The 17,291-nt window shown below is 54.6% G+C and carries 19 protein-coding genes; 13 read left to right on the forward strand and 6 right to left on the reverse strand.

What is annotated here, in order from left to right; all coding sequences use genetic code 11:
- The first annotated feature begins 86 nt into the window (after positions 1 to 86).
- Entirely contained in the window at positions 87 to 1,103 is a 1,017-nt protein-coding gene (locus ABD931_RS14675; RefSeq protein ID WP_345268356.1) for a zinc-binding alcohol dehydrogenase family protein, read from the forward strand.
- Positions 1,104 to 1,106: 3 nt separating this feature from the next.
- Here ABD931_RS14675 and ABD931_RS14680 read toward each other — a convergent pair whose 3' ends face one another.
- Positions 1,107 to 1,631 (reverse strand): DUF421 domain-containing protein, encoded by a 525-nt coding sequence (locus tag ABD931_RS14680; RefSeq protein ID WP_345268358.1) that lies wholly within the window; start codon positions 1,629 to 1,631, stop codon positions 1,107 to 1,109.
- A gap of 149 nt (positions 1,632 to 1,780) precedes the next feature.
- Between ABD931_RS14680 and ABD931_RS14685 the strand changes: the two genes are divergently transcribed.
- The 8 genes from ABD931_RS14685 to ABD931_RS14720 all read left to right on the forward strand — a co-directional run bounded on the left by ABD931_RS14685 (position 1,781) and on the right by ABD931_RS14720 (position 8,489).
- A complete protein-coding gene (locus ABD931_RS14685) occupies positions 1,781 to 3,268 on the forward strand; it encodes a xylulokinase (protein ID WP_345268360.1) in 1,488 nt (495 codons plus the stop codon).
- A gap of 67 nt (positions 3,269 to 3,335) precedes the next feature.
- Entirely contained in the window at positions 3,336 to 4,676 is a 1,341-nt protein-coding gene (gene xylA / locus ABD931_RS14690; RefSeq protein ID WP_345268362.1) for a xylose isomerase, read from the forward strand.
- Between the two features lie 161 nt (positions 4,677 to 4,837).
- Entirely contained in the window at positions 4,838 to 5,056 is a 219-nt protein-coding gene (locus tag ABD931_RS14695) for a PLD nuclease N-terminal domain-containing protein (protein WP_345268364.1), read from the forward strand.
- Positions 5,057 to 5,101: 45 nt separating this feature from the next.
- Entirely contained in the window at positions 5,102 to 5,359 is a 258-nt protein-coding gene (locus ABD931_RS14700) for a DUF6364 family protein (RefSeq protein ID WP_345268366.1), read from the forward strand.
- On the forward strand, positions 5,356 to 5,790 hold the full coding sequence (locus tag ABD931_RS14705; RefSeq protein WP_345268368.1) for a type II toxin-antitoxin system VapC family toxin: 435 nt from the start codon (positions 5,356 to 5,358) through the stop codon (positions 5,788 to 5,790). Before ABD931_RS14700 ends, ABD931_RS14705 begins: the two co-directional genes overlap by 4 nt.
- Positions 5,791 to 5,820: 30 nt before the next feature.
- The gene (locus ABD931_RS14710) at positions 5,821 to 6,279 is read left to right on the forward strand and encodes a nuclear transport factor 2 family protein (protein WP_345268370.1); all 459 of its coding nucleotides are present in this window, start codon (positions 5,821 to 5,823) and stop codon (positions 6,277 to 6,279) included.
- Between the two features lie 84 nt (positions 6,280 to 6,363).
- Positions 6,364 to 7,251: a class A beta-lactamase, subclass A2 gene (gene bla / locus ABD931_RS14715; protein ID WP_345268372.1), complete on the forward strand. Its 888-nt coding sequence runs from the start codon at positions 6,364 to 6,366 to the stop codon at positions 7,249 to 7,251.
- Between the two features lie 128 nt (positions 7,252 to 7,379).
- Positions 7,380 to 8,489, forward strand: a complete 1,110-nt coding sequence (locus ABD931_RS14720) for an aldose epimerase family protein (RefSeq protein ID WP_345268374.1) — start codon at positions 7,380 to 7,382, stop codon at positions 8,487 to 8,489.
- A gap of 10 nt (positions 8,490 to 8,499) precedes the next feature.
- Here ABD931_RS14720 and ABD931_RS14725 read toward each other — a convergent pair whose 3' ends face one another.
- Positions 8,500 to 9,327: an enoyl-CoA hydratase-related protein gene (locus ABD931_RS14725; protein WP_345268376.1), complete on the reverse strand. Its 828-nt coding sequence runs from the start codon at positions 9,325 to 9,327 to the stop codon at positions 8,500 to 8,502.
- A gap of 99 nt (positions 9,328 to 9,426) precedes the next feature.
- Between ABD931_RS14725 and ABD931_RS14730 the strand changes: the two genes are divergently transcribed.
- Positions 9,427 to 10,557: a T9SS type A sorting domain-containing protein gene (locus ABD931_RS14730; RefSeq protein WP_345268378.1), complete on the forward strand. Its 1,131-nt coding sequence runs from the start codon at positions 9,427 to 9,429 to the stop codon at positions 10,555 to 10,557.
- Between the two features lie 4 nt (positions 10,558 to 10,561).
- Here the strand turns inward: ABD931_RS14730 and ABD931_RS14735 are convergent, their stop codons facing one another.
- The 3 genes from ABD931_RS14735 to ABD931_RS14745 all read right to left on the reverse strand — a co-directional run bounded on the left by ABD931_RS14735 (position 10,562) and on the right by ABD931_RS14745 (position 13,282).
- The gene (locus ABD931_RS14735) at positions 10,562 to 11,539 is read right to left on the reverse strand and encodes a radical SAM protein (RefSeq protein ID WP_345268380.1); all 978 of its coding nucleotides are present in this window, start codon (positions 11,537 to 11,539) and stop codon (positions 10,562 to 10,564) included.
- A 100-nt stretch (positions 11,540 to 11,639) separates the two neighbouring features.
- Positions 11,640 to 12,482 carry an acetyl-CoA carboxylase, carboxyltransferase subunit beta gene (gene accD / locus ABD931_RS14740; RefSeq protein WP_345268381.1) on the reverse strand — a complete coding sequence of 281 codons (843 nt, stop codon included), beginning with the start codon at positions 12,480 to 12,482 and terminating at the stop codon, positions 11,640 to 11,642.
- A 98-nt stretch (positions 12,483 to 12,580) separates the two neighbouring features.
- Positions 12,581 to 13,282, reverse strand: a complete 702-nt coding sequence (locus ABD931_RS14745) for a DNA alkylation repair protein (RefSeq protein WP_345268383.1) — start codon at positions 13,280 to 13,282, stop codon at positions 12,581 to 12,583.
- 34 nt (positions 13,283 to 13,316) lie between these two features.
- Between ABD931_RS14745 and ABD931_RS14750 the strand changes: the two genes are divergently transcribed.
- From ABD931_RS14750 to ABD931_RS14760, 3 genes are all read left to right on the forward strand, one after another.
- Positions 13,317 to 13,940, forward strand: a complete 624-nt coding sequence (locus ABD931_RS14750) for an NADPH-dependent FMN reductase (protein WP_345268385.1) — start codon at positions 13,317 to 13,319, stop codon at positions 13,938 to 13,940.
- A gap of 95 nt (positions 13,941 to 14,035) precedes the next feature.
- The gene (locus ABD931_RS14755) at positions 14,036 to 14,752 is read left to right on the forward strand and encodes an ISL3 family transposase (RefSeq protein WP_345268387.1); all 717 of its coding nucleotides are present in this window, start codon (positions 14,036 to 14,038) and stop codon (positions 14,750 to 14,752) included.
- 13 nt (positions 14,753 to 14,765) lie between these two features.
- Positions 14,766 to 15,692 carry a transposase gene (locus ABD931_RS14760; RefSeq protein ID WP_370469323.1) on the forward strand — a complete coding sequence of 309 codons (927 nt, stop codon included), beginning with the start codon at positions 14,766 to 14,768 and terminating at the stop codon, positions 15,690 to 15,692.
- Between the two features lie 187 nt (positions 15,693 to 15,879).
- On the opposite strand, the gene ftsZ is transcribed toward ABD931_RS14760, so the two are convergent.
- On the reverse strand, positions 15,880 to 17,283 hold the full coding sequence (gene ftsZ, locus ABD931_RS14765) for a cell division protein FtsZ (protein WP_345268389.1): 1,404 nt from the start codon (positions 17,281 to 17,283) through the stop codon (positions 15,880 to 15,882).
- Positions 17,284 to 17,291: the final 8 nt, after the last annotated feature.

The following is a 17,291-nucleotide window of genomic DNA, read 5'->3' on the forward strand; positions in this document are numbered from 1 at the left end:
CACACGGGCCTCTGTCATCGGAGCCGATTTTTAGGGTAAAACAACGGTGCTGATGTCTCTTAGGGTAAACCCATAGCTTTACAGCCTTGCAAACCGTTACGCTCCAGACTCCCGGCCAGTTTAAGTACCACCAATCTGACCCTGACCTAACCCTGCACCCTGGCGAGGCCCTGGTGCGTGTTCACCGCATTGGCGTCTGCGGCACCGACCTGCACGCCTACCGGGGGCGGCAGCCTTTTTTTACCTATCCCCGCATTCTGGGTCACGAACTGGGCGTAGAAGTGGTCGCCCTGGCTGAAGCTTCCACTACGGTACAGATCGGCGATCGGTGTTCGGTAGAGCCTTACCTGAACTGCGGCCACTGCAGTGCCTGCCGCCGGGGCAAAACCAACTGTTGTGTAAACCTGCAGGTGCTGGGCGTACACACCGACGGCGGTATGCGGGAGTACATAACCCTGCCCACCCACAAGCTGCACCCGTCGGCTACGCTCTCCTACGAGCAACTGGCGCTGGTAGAGACCCTGGCTATTGGCGCTCATGCCGTTGAACGGGCCGGCCTGACGCCCGATGATACGGTATTGGTAATCGGCGCGGGTCCTATTGGTCTTTCGGTCATTCAGTTTGTGCAACTGGCCGGGGTACCGCTGGTAGTTACCGACCGGGAAGAAAGCCGCCTGGGTTTCTGCCGGTCGCAGATGGGCGTAACGCATACCCTGCCGGCCAATGAGGAGTTGGCAACACGCCTGCCCGACTACCTGAACGGCGATTTACCGACCGTAGTCATTGATGCTACCGGTAACCCAGCCTCCATGCTACAGGCGTTCGAGTATCTGGCAAACGGCGGGAAGTTGGTTTACGTAGGCTTGTTTCAGGGCGATGTTACATTTCATGACCCCATGTTTCACCGGAAAGAGGTTACGCTGCTGGCCAGTCGGAATGCGCTGCCGGCAACCTTTACGGCCATTATCAGAGCTATGGAAGCCCGGCAAATCGATACAACCCCCTGGATAACGCACCGCAGTTCGTTGGCGCGGCTGACCGACGACTTTCCGGGTTGGCTTGAACCGGGCAGCGGAGTGGTAAAAGCCATAATTGAGGTATAAAAATTACCGCTTGACGTGCTTTAGTACCGGTGGCTCCTCCGTATGGGGAGTTGCTGTTCTGTATAATACCGTAAACTCACCACTTGTTTCCATAATAATGGCATCGACCTGATCCAGCGACTCCAGGCCTTCTTTCCGGATCACCGATCGCAGTTCATCTTCGGTAACCCGCTCATCCTGCATCGCATCCCGCAGAAACCGACCGTGATAAAAAAGTAGCCGGGGGTCCGCCTTCACCAGGTTACTGATGGCTTTAAAATTTACCGATAACTTGGTAATAACAAACTGTAGAAAAATAAGCAGCGCCAATGCCAGTACACCACCCGATAAGGTTGTGTCTTTTGATATGATAATTGATGACAGGGTAGAGCCTAAGGCTACGGTGATGACAAAGTCGAAGGCATTCATTTTTGACAGCGTTCGTTTACCTGATACACGGAGCATCACAATGAGCAGAACGTACGATAAGACCGCAAGTATCAGAATTCGCAACAAACTATCCCAGTTATCAAAGAATATCTTATTCATGGCTGTCTATGTTTCCTCTCAGTAGTTTAACAGCCTCTATACTTTTTTGTTTGTCATGACTTTTACAGGCAGATGTCGGCGGTTGGTTTGTCCAACTGCCTGAAGATGCTTTACTTCGTACCCAAATTTATTTCTGAATCACCTGCTGCATGTATCTTCTTGGATTTGACGTTGGAAGTTCGTCCGTAAAAGCCTGCCTGCTGGAAGCCGAAACCGGTACCGCCGTTGCTTCTGCCTTTTTTCCCGAAACCGAAATGGCAATTGAGGCTCCCGAACCGGGCTTTGCCGAACAGCACCCGGAAGCCTGGTGGCAAAACGCTTGTCTTGCATCGAAAGCGGTGCTGGCTAAGGCTAATGCTCAGCCTCAGGATGTCAAGGCCATTGGCGTTTCATACCAGATGCACGGACTCGTGGTAGTAGATAGAAAGTTAAACGTGCTGCGCCCGTCTATTATCTGGTGCGACAGCCGGGCCGTTCCGTACGGTAACCAGGCGTTTGAAGCGCTAGGCCGCGGTAAAAGCCTGACGCACCTGCTCAATTCACCGGGCAACTTTACGGCCGCCAAACTGGCCTGGGTCAAAGCCAACGAGCCGGGTATCTACGCCGAAGCAGACAAATTTATGCTTCCCGGCGATTATCTGGCAGCCCGCATGACCGGCGACATCGTAACAACTCCCTCCGGCCTATCGGAAGGCATTCTCTGGGATTTCCTGGAAAACCGCCCCGCCGATTTCCTGATGCAGTATTACGGCTTCGATGCCTCGCTGATACCAACCATCAAACCGACCTTCTCAGAGCAGGGCCACCTGACTGGGCCGGCAGCCGCCGAACTGGGGCTGGCCGAAGGCACCCCGGTCACCTACCGCGCCGGCGACCAGCCCAACAATGCGCTTTCGCTGAACGTACTTGACCCCGGCGAAATTGCCGCTACGGCCGGCACCTCCGGTGTCGTATACGGGGTGAGTGAGCTGGCAAAATACGACCCGCAGTCACGCGTCAACACGTTCCTGCACGTCAACCACACGGCCGAAGCGCCCCGCTATGGCGTGCTGCTCTGCGTCAACGGTACCGGTATTCTGAATAGCTGGCTCCGCAATCAGGTGCTGCGGGGCTCGGTCAGCTACGCCGATATGAACGATATTGCAGCCCACGCGCCCGTTGGTGCCGATGGCCTGGTATGTCTGCCCTTTGGCAACGGCGCCGAACGGGTGCTGGAGAACCGCGATTTAGGCGCTACCTTCCAGGGCCTGCAACTGACCCGCCACAGCCTGCCGCACCTGATCCGGGCAGCCCAGGAGGGTATCGTGTTTGCACTTTACTACGGTATTCAGGTGATGGAGCAGGTCGGCGTTGGCCTGAAAACCATCCGCGCCGGCGAAGCCAATATGTTCCTGAGCCCCATCTTCGGCGATACCCTGGCCAACCTGACCGGGGCCGAAATCGAGCTGTACAATACCGACGGTGCCCAGGGAGCCGCCCGTGGAGCCGGTTTAGGTTTAGGCATATACAAAAACCGCGACGAAGCCTTCACCGGCCTGAAAGTAGTACGAACCATCAACGCCGACATCCGCGACAAAGATCGTTTTCAGGATGCTTATGGGCGGTGGCTTGATCAGCTTGCCAGGGCTATTCAGTGAAATAGTCTTCCGGCAAAAGGAGATAAGACCTGATGCCTGTCTTTAGTTTAAAAATTGTGTAATGCTTATGTCACAAATTACCCTCACCTTAGGCGAAAAAGAGTACTTCCCGTTTGTTAAGGAAGCGATTAAATACGAAGGCCGCGAGTCGGACAACCCCCTTGCCTTTAAGTGGTACGACGCCAACCGCACCATCATGGGCAAACCCATGAAAGACCTCTTCCGCTTCGCCGTTGCCTATTGGCATACCTTCTGCGGCACTGGTGCCGACCCCTTCGGGCCGGGCGTAAAGCACTTTCCCTGGGATGCCAACGCCGACCGGCTGGCGGCCGCGCACGATAAAATGGATGCCGCTTTTGAGTTCATCACTAAAATGGGCATGGAGTTCTACTGCTTCCACGACGTCGATGTAGCGCCGGAAGGTAACTCGAACAGCGAGTTTGAGAGCAACTTCCGCAAGATTGTAGATTACGCCAAGCAGAAGCAGCAGGCCAGTGGGGTAAAGCTGCTGTGGGGAACCGCCAACCTGTTCTCCCACGAGCGCTACATGAACGGAGCCTCTACCAACCCCGACTTCCACGTACTGGCCCACGCTGGCTGGCAGGTAAAGAACGCCATCGATGCGACCATCGAACTGGGTGGCTCCGGCTATACGTTTTGGGGAGGTCGTGAGGGCTATATGTCGCTGCTGAACACCAACATGAAGCGGGAGACCGAACACCTCGGCCGCTTCCTGCAAATCAGCCGCGACTACGCCCGTAAGCAGGGCTTCAAAGGGGCGTTTTACATTGAGCCGAAGCCGATGGAGCCCACTAAGCACCAATATGACTTTGATGCCGCTACGGTAATTGGCTTCCTGCGCCAGTATGGCCTGGAGAATGATTTTGAGCTAAACCTCGAAACCAACCACGCGACGCTGGCCAACCATACCTTCGCCCATGAACTCCAGGTAGCCGCCGACGCCAATATGCTGGGCAGCATCGACGCCAACCGGGGCGACTACCAGAACGGCTGGGATACCGACCAGTTCCCAATAGACGTTTACGAATTGACCGAGGCCATGCTGGTGATCCTGGAGGCCGGTGGTCTGAAATCCGGCGGGGTGAACTTCGACGCTAAGACGCGCCGGAACTCGACCGATCTGGAAGACATCTTTATCGCCCACATCGGCGGTATGGACGCGTTTGCCCGTGCCGCCATCACGGCCGAAACCCTGCTGAACAAGTCGCAGTACAAGAAACTCCGCGCCGACCGCTACGCCAGCTACGACAGTGGCGAAGGGGCCCGTTTCGAGAAAGGCGAACTGACGCTGGACGACCTCCGGGAATATGCCAAACAAAACGGCGAGCCTAAGCAGGTCAGCGGCAAGCAGGAGTTGTACGAGATGATTATCAATCAGTATATTTAAAGGAGGAAGGGAGAAAGGCTAACTCAGATCTTTTCTCCTTTTTATATGGGTTTACCGGGCTAACCGTCTGTGTAAACCCTTTTTTGTTTCTATAAACTTCGTCCTATATTGGGTCAAACTTCGTCCTATATTGGGTCACGTTAAGCCTAAACACGTACCTCATGCAGCTATTTATTGGTTTAGGAGGGGCCGAGATTTTACTTGGCCTTCTCTTTCTTGGTTTAGTTATTTTACTGCCGCTAATCGCCCTTATTGATGCGCTGCGCAGTAGGTTTCAGAGCGATACCGCTAAGCTTATCTGGATTTTGGTTATACTGTTTCTGCCGTTCCTCGGCTCTATTTTATACTTTATCATTGGCCGCAAACAACGTATAGGATAAGTGTCAAGTTATACGTATCTTTAACGAAATTCAAAAATTACACGTATGCCAAAGGTTAAGCTAACATTGACCATAGATGAAGATTTACTGGTTAGTGCGAAAGCGGTGGCCAAACAGCGCCATACTTCACTATCTGGTATGATTGAGCAGCTACTAGCAGGAGCCGGTGTGGTGAAAGGTCAGGACGCTCCGGTAACGGAATCAGTTGCTTTACGGCTCAAAGGGATCGCCAAAAGCAAGCTTGGCAAGAAGACGGATAAGCAAATTCGGGAGATGATGTACCGCGACCGCTACGGTATATGACTCTTTTTCTGGATACCAATGTAGTCCTGGCCTGGCTGCTCGACCGGCAAGACACCTATTCGGAGGAAGCTACTACCGTTTTTCTGGCTGCCGAACAAAAGCGCGTCACGCTTTATGTCTCTGCCGGTTCTGTTTACACCGTAGCGTATGTCCTTCACAAATCGGGCAGACGCAGCCTTGCGCTTCGAAATGACCTACAGGCTTTTCTATCGTTAGTTGAAGTCGCTCCTGCTGATAAACAAACCTTTATAGCTGCCTGCTGGCTTGGGGATATGAAAGACCTTGAAGATGCGTTTCAATATCAGACAGCGCTAAAGCAAACCGGTATTGACTACTTTGTAACGGGAAATATCCGGGACTTTATAGCGAATCAGCATCCTGAGCTTCCTGTACTGACACCCGCAGAAATGGTTCAGAAGTTAAAGGCATAAAGATTCAGACACCTACATTAACAATACTTAATGAAAATGCTCTTTGTTATCAGCAGCTTATTGGTTAGTTCTGCTGCCTTTGCCCAATCCGCTGAGGAACAGGCCGTTCGCGCTACTATTACGCAGATGTTTGATGGGATGCGGAAAGCCGATACAACCCTGTTTAAGGCAGTATTTGCGCCCAATGCTACGCTGCAAAGTGTTATCAAAAATAAGGAGGGTATCGTATCGGTACAGCAGTCGGCTATTCCCGGCTTCATCACATCGGTAGGCAAGCAGCCGGCCGGGGCCCTCGACGAGCGCCTATCCGGCATGGACATCAAAATTGACGGCGAATTAGCCACCGCCTGGACGCCCTACACCTTCTACTATAACAAACAGAAAAACCACTGTGGCGTCAATGTATTTACCCTGGTTAAGCTAAACGGCCAGTGGAAAATCCAGAACATCATAGACACCCGCCGACGCGAAAACTGCCCCGACTTATAGGAACCCGCGTCTCGCTGGTGCGGCCGGGGGCGCCCAGCCGCACCAGCGATTAACAATAATTGGTACAATTCTCTCCACACCCCCATGAAACCCCACCACCTCCTCCTCACCCTGCTCCTCTCCTACCCCCTCTTCGCCCAGTCACCCCTCCAGACCCAACTGAAACAAATAGCCCAGACCGCCAATGGTCGCGTAGGTATAGCGGCCACCGTGATCGAAACGGGCAAGTCGGTAGCGCTGCACGGCAACGAACGCTTTCCCATGCAGAGCGTCTATAAGCTCCCTATCAGCATGGCCGTGCTGCAGCAGGTCGATAAAGGCAGGTTAAAGCTGGACCAGCGGGTGAAGGTCAAGACAAGTGATTTTGTTACGCCCGGTCAGCATAGCCCCATTCGGGATAAATACCCCAACGGCACCGAACTATCCCTTAGTGAACTGCTCCGGTATAATGTCTCGGAGAGCGACGGCACCGCCTGCGATGTGCTGCTACGCCTGATTGGTGGTCCAAAGGTCGTAATGCAGTATTTGCATAGCCTTGGCGTTAAGCACATGATTGTGGCAAATACCGAAAAGGAGATCGGCAGCGACAATGCCGTGCAGTACCAGAACTGGAGCACCCCAACCGATGCCGTACTGCTGCTGAAAGCCCTGCAGGAAGGGCGTACGCTGGCAGAAAGCAGCCGCGGTTTGCTGTTCCGCTGGATCACCGAAACACCGACAGGGGTACGGCGCATCAAGGCACTGCTGCCCAAAGGCACGGTGGTAGCCCACAAAACGGGATCGTCGGGTACGGTAAACGGTGTTACGGCGGCCACCAACAACATCGGGCTGGTTACCCTACCCAACGGGCATCATATAGCCATCGCCGTTTTTGTTTCCGACGCCAAAGCAGATGAGTCCGTACGGGATAAGGTAATTGCCAGGGCTGCACAGGCCGTTTACGACGCCTGGAGCCCGGCCATTCTGAAATAACATATCAATTCTAAAAATTTCGGGTGGCCTTCATTAGGTAAGCAGCGAGTTAGCCTTATTCCGGTATAGTACCTGTGTTCCTAACCCTGATACCCGTGAAAGCCACTACCCTAGTTCTCTTCCTTGCTTTGAATACACTCCTAAACCAGACCGGTGCTGGTCAAAAAACCACCCGGCCGAAAGCCGGTATTCAGAAAGCCGTATTCGGCCGGTTCCCCGACGGCCGCGAAGCCGACCTCTTTACCCTGCGCAATGCCGCCGGCATGGAAGTGCAGATTACCAATTACGGCGGCTATATCGTCTCCTGGACGGCTCCCGACAAAACGGGTAAACAGGAAAGCATCACGCTGAACGTGCCCACCTTCGCCGATTACCTGAAAGGCACCCCCTCTTTTGGGCCAATTATCGGCCGGTTCGGCAACCGGATTGCCAAAGGAAAATTCACCCTCGACGGGCAGGAATATACCCTGGCTGCCAACAGTGGCGGCAACCATATTCATGGCGGCCGCGTCGGCTTCGATAAGAAACTCTGGACGGCAACGCCGATACAGGGAGCCGAACCGGCGCTAAAACTCAGCTATACCTCTCCCGATGGTGAAGAAGGCTACCCCGGTACCCTCGCGGTAGAGGTTACCTATACGCTCCGGAAAGACAACGCCCTCCGCATCGACTACAAAGCCACCACCGATAAGCCGACCGTTATCAACCTGACCAACCACGCTTATTTTAACCTCACCGGCATGAAGCGCGATGTACTCGGTCACGTGCTGATGATCAACGCCGACCAGTACCTGCCTACCGACAAAAGCCAGATCCCGACAGGAGAACTGAAACCATTGGCCGGTACGCCGTTCGATTTTACGAAACCAGCCGTAGTAGGTACCCGTATCAACGACACCACCGAAACCCAGATCCGGTACGGCCACGGCTACGACCACTGTTTTGTATTTTCCGACAAATCGAACAGGCTGAAACTGGGTGCAACCGTATACGAGCCGGAGAGCGGGCGCTATATGGAGATGTACACGACCGAGCCGGCTGTTCAGCTCTATACCGGCAATCACCTGAACGGACGGGTAACGGGCAAAGAGGGCGTAGCCTACGGCCGTCGCTACGGCCTATGCCTGGAGACTCAGCACTTCCCCGATTCGCCCAATCACCCGAACTTCCCGAGTACCACCCTGCAACCCGGTGAGACCTATAAGTCGACTACCCTGTACAAGTTTTCGGTGAAGTAGGGCGCTGGTGCTACTCATTTTGCCAGTGCGGGTGGCGTTTTTCCAGGAAAGCGGTCATGCCCTCTCTGGCGTCGGCGGTTTGCTGGATCTGCTGAAACTGCTCGAACAGAAATGCCTGATGCTGGTCGGGGGGCAGGCTTTTTAGCTGCTGATAGGCTCGCAGACCGAATTGAATAGCCAGGGGCGAAAACTGCTTCAGTTCCTGCAGCAGCCGGCGCACGGCATTGTCCAGATTTTCGGCTTCGGCTACCTCCGTCACCAGCCCCAACTGCAACGCCCTGGTAGCCGGTATCGACTTGGCGCGAAGGCACAGATCCAGTACGGTCCGGGCAGGCATTAGCGCCAGCAGACTGGCCATCACCTGAAACGGAAACAAGCCACGCTTCACTTCCGGCAAACTAAACGATGCGGAATCTACCGAAATGGCGTACGTGCAACCGGCCACCAGCAGAAAGCCCCCGGCATAGACGGAACCCTGCACACGGGCAATACACGGTTTGTGTACACCCGCAAACAGCTCCGCCAGCCGAACCGGTCCGGCCGGCTCCGGCACCCTAGTTTCGTCGTTAACTTCTTCTGCCGGTTGCGATAGGTTTTGCAGGTCCATGCCGGCGCAGAAGGTATCGCCTTTAGCGCCGAGCACCACCATCCAGACTTTTTTCTCGTAATGGGCGTAGGACAAGGCAAAAGCCAGTTCGTTGAGCAGGGCCGGGTTCAGCGCATTTTTCTTCTCGGGCCGGTTGAGGGTCACTGTCAGCACATGATCGTCATAGTTAATCAGCAGGTGTCGAAAGGCATAGCGCTGAAGGTCGGCGGTTTGTTGCTGCGTGTAAAGCATAGCGGTAAATCGTTGAATAAAAAAGGTGTGACGGATATACGGCAAAATAGGCTTTTTGAGTTGAAAAGATGTACTCTTCCCCTACAAACGTCCTTGCCCATGAAAACTGCTACATTCGTTGCCTTGTTCTGGCTGGTTACGCTCCGTGTTTCGGCGACTCACCTGCTGGGTGGCTACATTCAGGTAAAGAAAACAGCTTCAGCAACGCTGGAGTATGAGTACAACGTCTTTTTATTCCTGAACGCCGTGGACGGCAGCGGAGCCGCCCAGCAGCAGGAGACCGTTCTGCTCTGCTTCGGCGACGGCACTACGGGACAGGCTACACGGGTAAGGCAGCAACCGCTGGAGCAGAACCGGGCCATTGCGCTTCACACCTATCGCGTTACGCATACCTATGCCGGTTCGGGTACTTACACCGTGTCCTCCACGGTCAGCAACCGCACGGTTGTCCAGAACGCAGGCAACGTATCAAACGTCTCTTTCTTCATCTCAACAACATTTACTGCCGGCGTACCCAACAGCACCCCGATAATAGATATTCCGGCAAATGGTTTTGTCGCAGCCGCCAACCAGCGCACTACGTTTACCCTGCGCGGGGTCGATGCCGACGGCGATAGCCTGGTCTATAAATTAGCCTCCCCGCTCACCAGCGCAGCCTCTCAGGCCAGTAACGCCTGTGGCCAGACCGTATTACTGCTTGCGCCCTTCCAGTTCCCGAACGACGTAGCCCAGCGTGGCATCTTCAGGCTTAACAACCGCACCGGCGACCTCGTTTGGGACGCGCCGGTTCAGGTGGGCCGGTTTACCTTTGGCATGAGCATTGACGAATGGCGCAACGGCCTTAAGATTGGTACTACCCTATACGAGATGGCCATTACCGTAGAAGACCGCAATGTTCAGCCCGGTACTCTCCCAACCTATGAACCGGCCTTCAGCGGCCCTGTCATTACCGGTCTGGCCTCCGGCTACATGAACGAAGACATTCAGATTTCGGTGTACCCGAACCCCACGCACGACCGCGTTCAGGTCCGCGTCAGCAGCCGGGAGGCTTTGGCCGTAACGCTTCAGTTGATGAATAGTAAGGGCGGTATAGTAGGCGAATGCCATATAGCCAACCCGCAGGCCGAACAGCTATCGGAGTTCGGCATGGCCGCTTTACCGACGGGCCTGTATCTGCTGCGCACCGAAGTTAGCGGGCGGAGCTATACGCAGAAGATCGTGAAGCGATAGGCGGCTACAGCAGTTGTTTCCAGGTGCCTTTGATGCGGTTGTACTTGAGGGTGCTGGGCAGGGCTTTCCACCAGTATTTGTTCAGCTCTACGGCAAAGGACGGCTGCATGTAGCAGTTGATGGCGCAGCCTTCGCAGGCGGGCAAGCGCCCTTCCAGCGCTACCAGTTGCTGCACCTCCGCCGAGCGGTAGAGATCGTACAACTGACCGTCGATAGCAAATTCTTTCAGGCCGAGGTGGTAGCAGGGCAGCACCAGTTTATTTTCGGGCGAGATGACGAGGGTGGTGCTACCGGCCTTGCATACCGGCTTGTCGATATGGTTGCCGCCGTCCCGGCGCAGGCTAATGAAGGCATCGTTGAGGTAGACGTTTTTCTGCCGTCCCCACCAGGTCATTTCCTGTAGCGCGTTCTCCGAAAACCGCTCGCCGGTGTCAACCGTATTGTACTCAAAAACCGGATTGAGAATCAGCACCAGGCCGTTGGGCAGGCAGATTTCCTCGTGAAGCTGTTTGATCTGATGGACGTTGTGCTCGAAAACGGTAAACAGAATATCCGGCCGCTCGCCCAACTGCCGCGCCAGCGCAATGGACTCCATCACCTTATCGAAACACTTTACCCCCCTCGACCGGTCGTGCTCCTCCGCAATGGGCGAATCGAGCGAGAAATGCAGCATATCGACCAGCCCGCGCAGCCGCTCGGCGTATTTGGGGTACAGCAGGCCATTGGTCGTGATGGTGGTAATCAAGCCGGCCTGCTTAGCCTCCTTCAGCAAAACATCCAGTTGGCGGTGCAGCAGCGGCTCCCCGCCGGTGAAGTCAATGACCTTTACGCCCAGCCGCTTCAAATCGCGCAGGTTATCCCGCACGTTCTCCACCGTCACATACGGCGATGGCCGCTCCCAGATGTCACAAAAACTACAGGTGGCGTTGCAGCGATACGTCACATAGTAGTTGCACAGGACGGGGTGGGAGACAAGGCGCATGGGTGCCGTTTGAGGTTTGAAGTTTAAGGTTTGAGGTTGGGCTGACGCACGCTTCAAACGATAGCGCTCTTTTTAACCTCAAACTTCAAACCTCAAACTCCTACTGAAGCATTTGCAGCAGGCTGGACACTTTGTCTTTGAGGTCTTTGCGGTCGACGATGAAGTCGAGGAAGCCGTGTTCGAGGACGAATTCGGCGCTCTGGAAACCTTTGGGCAGGTCTTTGCCGATGGTTTCGCGGATGACGCGGGGACCGGCAAAACCGATCAGGGCTTCGGGCTCGGCAATGTTAAAATCGCCCAGCATGGCGAAGGATGCCGTAACACCACCCGTGGTGGGGTCGGTCAGCAGCGAGATGTAGGGAATGCCGGCTTCGGACAGCAACGCCAGCTTGGCGGAGGTCTTGGCCATCTGCATCAGCGAAAAACCGGCCTCCATCATCCGGGCACCACCCGACCGCGAAATCATCAGGAACGGCGTTTTGGTCTGCAGCGAATGATCGATGGCCCTGGCAATTTTCTCACCCACCACCGAGCCCATGGAGCCGCCGATAAAGGCGAAGTCCATACAGGCAATGGTAATGTCCACCTCGTTCATTTTGCCGTAGGCCGTGCGGACGGCATCTTTCAGCCCGGTCTTTTTGATGGTCGAGCGAACCCGGTCCGGATAGGCTTTGGTATCGGTAAACTTTAGTGGATCGGCCGAAGTCATATCGGCGTCCAGTTCGGTAAACTGATTATCGTTGAACAGCAGCCCGAAGTACGCTTCGGAGCCTATTTTTTCGTGGTAGTTACAATGCACACAGGTATAGGCATTCAGTTTATGCTCCCGCGTGTGCATTATTTTCTTACAGTTTGGGCATTGGTACCATAACCCGTCGGGGGCCTCCCGCTTCATTTCGGTCGGGGTAATAATGCCTTTTTCTTTGCGTATGAACCAGGACATGTATCAGCTTGCCGTTTAACGTTTTCGTCTGCGTTTAATAAAAACCTAACACTGTTGGCAATAGGGATGCAAAGATACCATAAAAATGAGTTGAACAACTACAGCAGCAGGTAGTACTTTCGCCGGCCGGGCTCAAACCGCTCAATGGCGTAGCGGAGGGCCGTCCGCGGCATCTGCCGGATATGGTCGTGCAGAAACTCCTCCAGCGCTTCCGGGTTACGTTTGCCTACCTCCCGCAGCATCCAGCCGACGGCCTTATGAATCAGATCATGCCGGTGGTTCAGCAACAGTTCCGCAATGGCAAATGTATCGGCAAACTGGTTTTTGCGGATAAAGGCGAAGGTGGAGACAATGGCAATCCGCTGGCTCCAGAGGTGGTCCTGCCGCGCCAAATCGTACAGCACGGAGCGGTCCTGATCCAGCAGGTAATTGCCGACCACCTCCGGGCAGGTGACATCCACCAGATCCCAGTTGTTGACATATATCCGATTGGCCAGATAACGCTGGGCAATGGCCTCCCGTAATGCCGCCCCAGCTTTTTTGCACTGGTAGGTCCAGATGAGCAGGCCCGTCATCCGAATTTCGTGGTACGGGTTTTGCACCAGTAGCACTACTTCGTCCATGGGGAGTTGCAGAAACTGCCGGGCAACCTCCCGCTGCTGCGGCATAGTGAGGCCCAGAAACTGATCGCCTTCACCATACTGGCCGGGGCCGGTCTTGAAAAAACGCGCTACCAGCGGAGCCCGTTCCGGATCGGCCAGGGCATGAATGGCCCGACGGATATCTTCTGCTTTGTTCATGTGTGGATTGAACTTATTTACCAGTGGGTTGTTTATGCAAAAACACCGTAGCCGTCTACCCGTTGAGCTACCCAGATTTGTCGCATCGACCGCCCGTATGAACCCCGTTGCCAGTCCAGCTATCACGGACGATACAATTGTTGTTATTGTCGGCACCAACCGGCGCAACTCCCTGACGAGGCAAATTGCCCACTACTACCAGCAAATTCTCGACAAGCACCAGGCCGACAGCTACCTGCTCGACCTCAGTGGCCTGCCCGCCGATTTTACCGTGTCGGCCCTGTACGAAAATACGGGAAAGAATCCGGAATTTAACCACTACAAAGACATTGTTGAGCGGGCCAGAAAGATGGTGTTTATCGTACCCGAATACAACAACTCCTATCCGGGTGTGCTCAAGGCCTTTATCGACGGCATGAGCTACCCCAGCGGCCTGTCCAACAAAAAAATAGCCCTTGTGGGCTTATCGGCCGGGCACCAGGGCGGAGCGCTGGCGCTAAGCCACCTGAACGATATTTTCAGCTACTTGGGCTCCAATACGCTGGCGTTGCGGGTAAAACTGGCGCAGATCAAAACCTACTGGAAAGAGGGCTGCATACAGCACGAGTTATACAACGAACTGCTCCACCAGCAGGCCCGGCAGATCATGGCTTTCTGAGTTCGCAGAGGTGGCTTTTTCGCGGTGCAGATTCAAAAGACTTAGGGTTCTGATTCACTCTCGGTGAAAAGGTGGTATTTTCCCAAGTTTAGGGCATGGATTTGTCTTCGATTCTGCCCGAACACTTTCAACTCACTGACCAGTACGTCGGTGAAATCGATATTCAAATTGGCCTGGTTGCCACTCAGACCGTTGGTCGATGCCCCGACTGCCAGATGCCTGCTAACAAGGTGCACAGCTTCTACCAGCGCACCCTAACAGACTTACCCATCTGCGGAAAAGCCGTTTTCCTGCGGCTTCATTTACGAAAATTCTTCTGTCACAATACTAACTGCGCCCGTAAGATTTTCGCCCAGACCGCACCGGCCTACTTCTGTCCGTATGCTCGTCGGTTAAACCGAGCCGAGCAGCCCTTGCAGGCTATTGCCTTACAAACCGGTGCTCGGCCGGCTGCCCGGATCTGTGCACTAACGGGTCAGCCAGTTAGCCACTCTACCTTGTTGAGGATCAGCCATAAAACGGTTGTCCAAACTCAGCACATGCCGAAGCGTGTGGGGGTAGATGATTTTGCCTTTAGAAAAGGGCGACGCTACGGCACCATTCTAATCGATTTGGATCGGCATCAACCAATCGATGTCTTACCCGACCGGGAAGGCAAGACCCTGGAAGATTGGCTTGGCCTTCATCCGGGCATTGAGTTAGTCACACGAGATCGTTCGAGTGTATATGCCAATGCAATCACCAAGGCTTGCCCCCATGCCGTTCAGCCGGGCGGCCGGGGCCGTAGCCGACCGGTGGCATTTGTTGGCTAACCTTTCCGAAGTGATGGAACGCTTTCTGGACACTCAACGAGAGAACATTAACCAGTCCATCCTGGCCACCCTTCCAACACTTAATACGCCTAGGCCAGACCTGCCACTGACTGAAGAGCAGCTACCGCCCTCGCTGACCTGGCACCATGACTTGTCAAAACTCATGACAACATGTCGAGTAGATCCAGCCTCCAAGCCTTATGAAAGGTATCAGAAAGTTAAACAGCTTCAGGCAGAAGGCCATGGCATACGGGCTATCGCCCGGCATCTGGGCATCTCCCGCAATACGGTCAAACGCTATTGGCAGCAGGATAGCTTTGTGCCCCGCCAGACGACAAAACGCTCAAACCTGTTCCTGTATGAGGGCTATCTGCGTAAGCGGTGGCTGGAGGGGCAAACCAATGTGAAAGAGCTATTGACTGAGATTAAGGATTTTGGCTACAATGGGAGCTATACGATTCTGGCTAACTTTCTGTCCGCCTATCCTCGGTTAGAAGTGGTACCCACTTTACCACCCGCCCGCAAAACTAACAGCTACAGTAGCCGTCGAATCTGTCGACTCTTGAATGAGCCAGCTTCTGAGTGGTCTGCCGATGAAGCAGCATTTTTGACACATCTGCTGAGCGAACACGAGTCGATTCGCCAGACACATGAATTGGGTCAGCAGTTTCGGCAATTGATAAAGGAAAAATCAGCAGCGGGTCTGGCCAAGTGGTGCGAAGAAGCCGAGAAGGTGTCTGCTTATACGGGTTTTGTCCGTGGCTTGCGCCAAGACTATGCGGCAGTCGAACAGGCATTCGTATCGGAGTGGAGTAACGGGCAGACCGAGGGCCAGGTGAATCGCTTGAAAATACTCAAACGACAGGGGTATGGACGAGCAGGTTTCGAGCTGTTGCGCCGACGAGTCCTATTCCGAAATTGCACTACTCACCGAGAGTGAATCAGAACCAGCATCTCCGAAATACACATATGGTAAAGTACAAAAACCACCCGAAACGACAAATTAGATTTTTATTAGACCCGTGTCTCCAAAGCTGTAAATAGGAAGCTTATTGACCCAACGGCAACGGCCGACCGTTTGGGACGGTCGGCCGTTGCCGTGAGGTCAATAACGCAACCAACTACCCCTAATCATTAAGCCGCATACGCACCAGATCGTTTTCGGAGCCCAGTGGTAATTCGTACAGCATAACTTTGTAGCGTTGGTAGGTGGGCGTGTCGAGGTCGCGATCCATATAACGCCCGTTCAGAAATCCGGTAATCATCTGCTGGATCTGGGCGCTGTCTTCCGGCCGCTCCTCGGCAAGGAGTACATCGGCATACACATCGCGTTCGCGCACGCTGCTGACCGTGGTGGGCGCGTGTACAAAGACCGGGTTGGTCGGTGTGGTGGCCTTGTCGGTAGAGGATACCACCTCCTGCGGAGCGGCCCCAACCAGTTCGGCCTCAGCCTCCTCCTCCGGTTCATTCAGCTCGGCCTCAGCCATCGGTTCTTCCTCCGGTTCAGGCTCCTCCTCCACAACCGGTTCAACCACGGGTTTGCCCAGTGATTCCTTGAACTCATTCATGGTGTCGAAACCGGCGGCAATGACCGTCACCCGCAGCTTAGGCCCCAGACTATCGTCAAAAATGGCCCCCAACTTGAACATGCGGGCCTCTTCGCCGATTTTCGTCAGAATGTAGTCGGAGATCGTGGTCTGTTCATCCAGGGTTACCTCGTATTCGGAACTCGATGAAATCGTCAGCAGGATTCGCTTGGCACCCCGGATGTCGCGGTCGTTCAGCAGCGGTGAGTTCAGGGCTTCCTCAATGGCCCGTATGGCCCGGTCTTCGCCCTCGGCATCGGCCGATCCCATCACCGACTGACCGGCGTTCTGCAGCACCTTCTTCACGTCCATGAAGTCGGCGTTGACATCTCCCCGCGTGGTAATGATCTCGGCAATGCTTTTCACCGCTGTTGCCAGCACATTATCGGCATGGGCAAAGGCTTTGCGCAGCGGCAGTTTGCCGTATAGTTCCGCCAATTTATCGTTCAGCACCACCAGCACGGTATCGCAGCTCTTTTTCAGCAGTTCGATACCCTTCATGGCCTGCTCCTTTTTGTCTTTTCCTTCGTACTTGTACGGAGCCGTCACAATGGCCACCGTCAGCAGGCCCATGTCGCGGGCCAGTTGAGCCACCACGGGAGCCGCGCCCGTACCGGTTCCCCCACCCATACCGGCCGTGATAAAGACCATTTCAACGGGTTTCCCCAGCAGATGCCGCAGGTCGTCGAGGCTTGCCTCGGCGGCCTCTCTGCCTACTTCGGGGTCGGTGCCGGCTCCCAGGCCGGCTCCCAGTTGCAACCTGGTTTTTACGGGACTACTCAACAGCGCCTGCCGGTCGGTATTACAAACGGCAAAGTCCACGTCTTTTATCTCCATTTCCACCATGTGCTTAACGGCATTACTTCCCCCCCCGCCTACACCAATTACTTTGATGATCGGCCGGTTGTCGTCCGGGATTTCATACGTATAGCCGTGATCCAGCATAATATTGT

Origin of the sequence: Nibrella viscosa, from assembly GCF_039541875.1 — a bacterium.
Taxonomy (GTDB): Bacteria; Bacteroidota; Bacteroidia; order Cytophagales; family Spirosomataceae; genus Nibrella; species Nibrella viscosa.

What these genes read in the sequence shown, in the direction of transcription:
- ABD931_RS14700 (WP_345268366.1), top strand. Translation starts at nt 5,102, where the DNA reads ATGCCAAAGGTTAAGCTAACATTGACCATAGATGAAGATTTACTGGTT.
- ABD931_RS14745 (WP_345268383.1), bottom strand. Translation starts at nt 13,282, where the DNA reads ATGAACAAAGCAGAAGATATCCGTCGGGCCATTCATGCCCTGGCCGAT.
- accD (WP_345268381.1), bottom strand. Translation starts at nt 12,482, where the DNA reads ATGTCCTGGTTCATACGCAAAGAAAAAGGCATTATTACCCCGACCGAA.
- ABD931_RS14735 (WP_345268380.1), bottom strand. Translation starts at nt 11,539, where the DNA reads ATGCGCCTTGTCTCCCACCCCGTCCTGTGCAACTACTATGTGACGTAT.
- ABD931_RS14725 (WP_345268376.1), bottom strand. Translation starts at nt 9,327, where the DNA reads ATGCTTTACACGCAGCAACAAACCGCCGACCTTCAGCGCTATGCCTTT.
- ABD931_RS14760 (WP_370469323.1), top strand. Translation starts at nt 14,766, where the DNA reads ATGGAACGCTTTCTGGACACTCAACGAGAGAACATTAACCAGTCCATC.
- ftsZ (WP_345268389.1), bottom strand. Translation starts at nt 17,283, where the DNA reads ATGCTGGATCACGGCTATACGTATGAAATCCCGGACGACAACCGGCCG.
- bla (WP_345268372.1), top strand. Translation starts at nt 6,364, where the DNA reads ATGAAACCCCACCACCTCCTCCTCACCCTGCTCCTCTCCTACCCCCTC.
- ABD931_RS14755 (WP_345268387.1), top strand. Translation starts at nt 14,036, where the DNA reads ATGGATTTGTCTTCGATTCTGCCCGAACACTTTCAACTCACTGACCAG.
- ABD931_RS14730 (WP_345268378.1), top strand. Translation starts at nt 9,427, where the DNA reads ATGAAAACTGCTACATTCGTTGCCTTGTTCTGGCTGGTTACGCTCCGT.
- ABD931_RS14750 (WP_345268385.1), top strand. Translation starts at nt 13,317, where the DNA reads ATGCAAAAACACCGTAGCCGTCTACCCGTTGAGCTACCCAGATTTGTC.
- ABD931_RS14695 (WP_345268364.1), top strand. Translation starts at nt 4,838, where the DNA reads ATGCAGCTATTTATTGGTTTAGGAGGGGCCGAGATTTTACTTGGCCTT.
- ABD931_RS14680 (WP_345268358.1), bottom strand. Translation starts at nt 1,631, where the DNA reads ATGAATAAGATATTCTTTGATAACTGGGATAGTTTGTTGCGAATTCTG.
- ABD931_RS14705 (WP_345268368.1), top strand. Translation starts at nt 5,356, where the DNA reads ATGACTCTTTTTCTGGATACCAATGTAGTCCTGGCCTGGCTGCTCGAC.
- ABD931_RS14710 (WP_345268370.1), top strand. Translation starts at nt 5,821, where the DNA reads ATGAAAATGCTCTTTGTTATCAGCAGCTTATTGGTTAGTTCTGCTGCC.
- ABD931_RS14685 (WP_345268360.1), top strand. Translation starts at nt 1,781, where the DNA reads ATGTATCTTCTTGGATTTGACGTTGGAAGTTCGTCCGTAAAAGCCTGC.
- xylA (WP_345268362.1), top strand. Translation starts at nt 3,336, where the DNA reads ATGTCACAAATTACCCTCACCTTAGGCGAAAAAGAGTACTTCCCGTTT.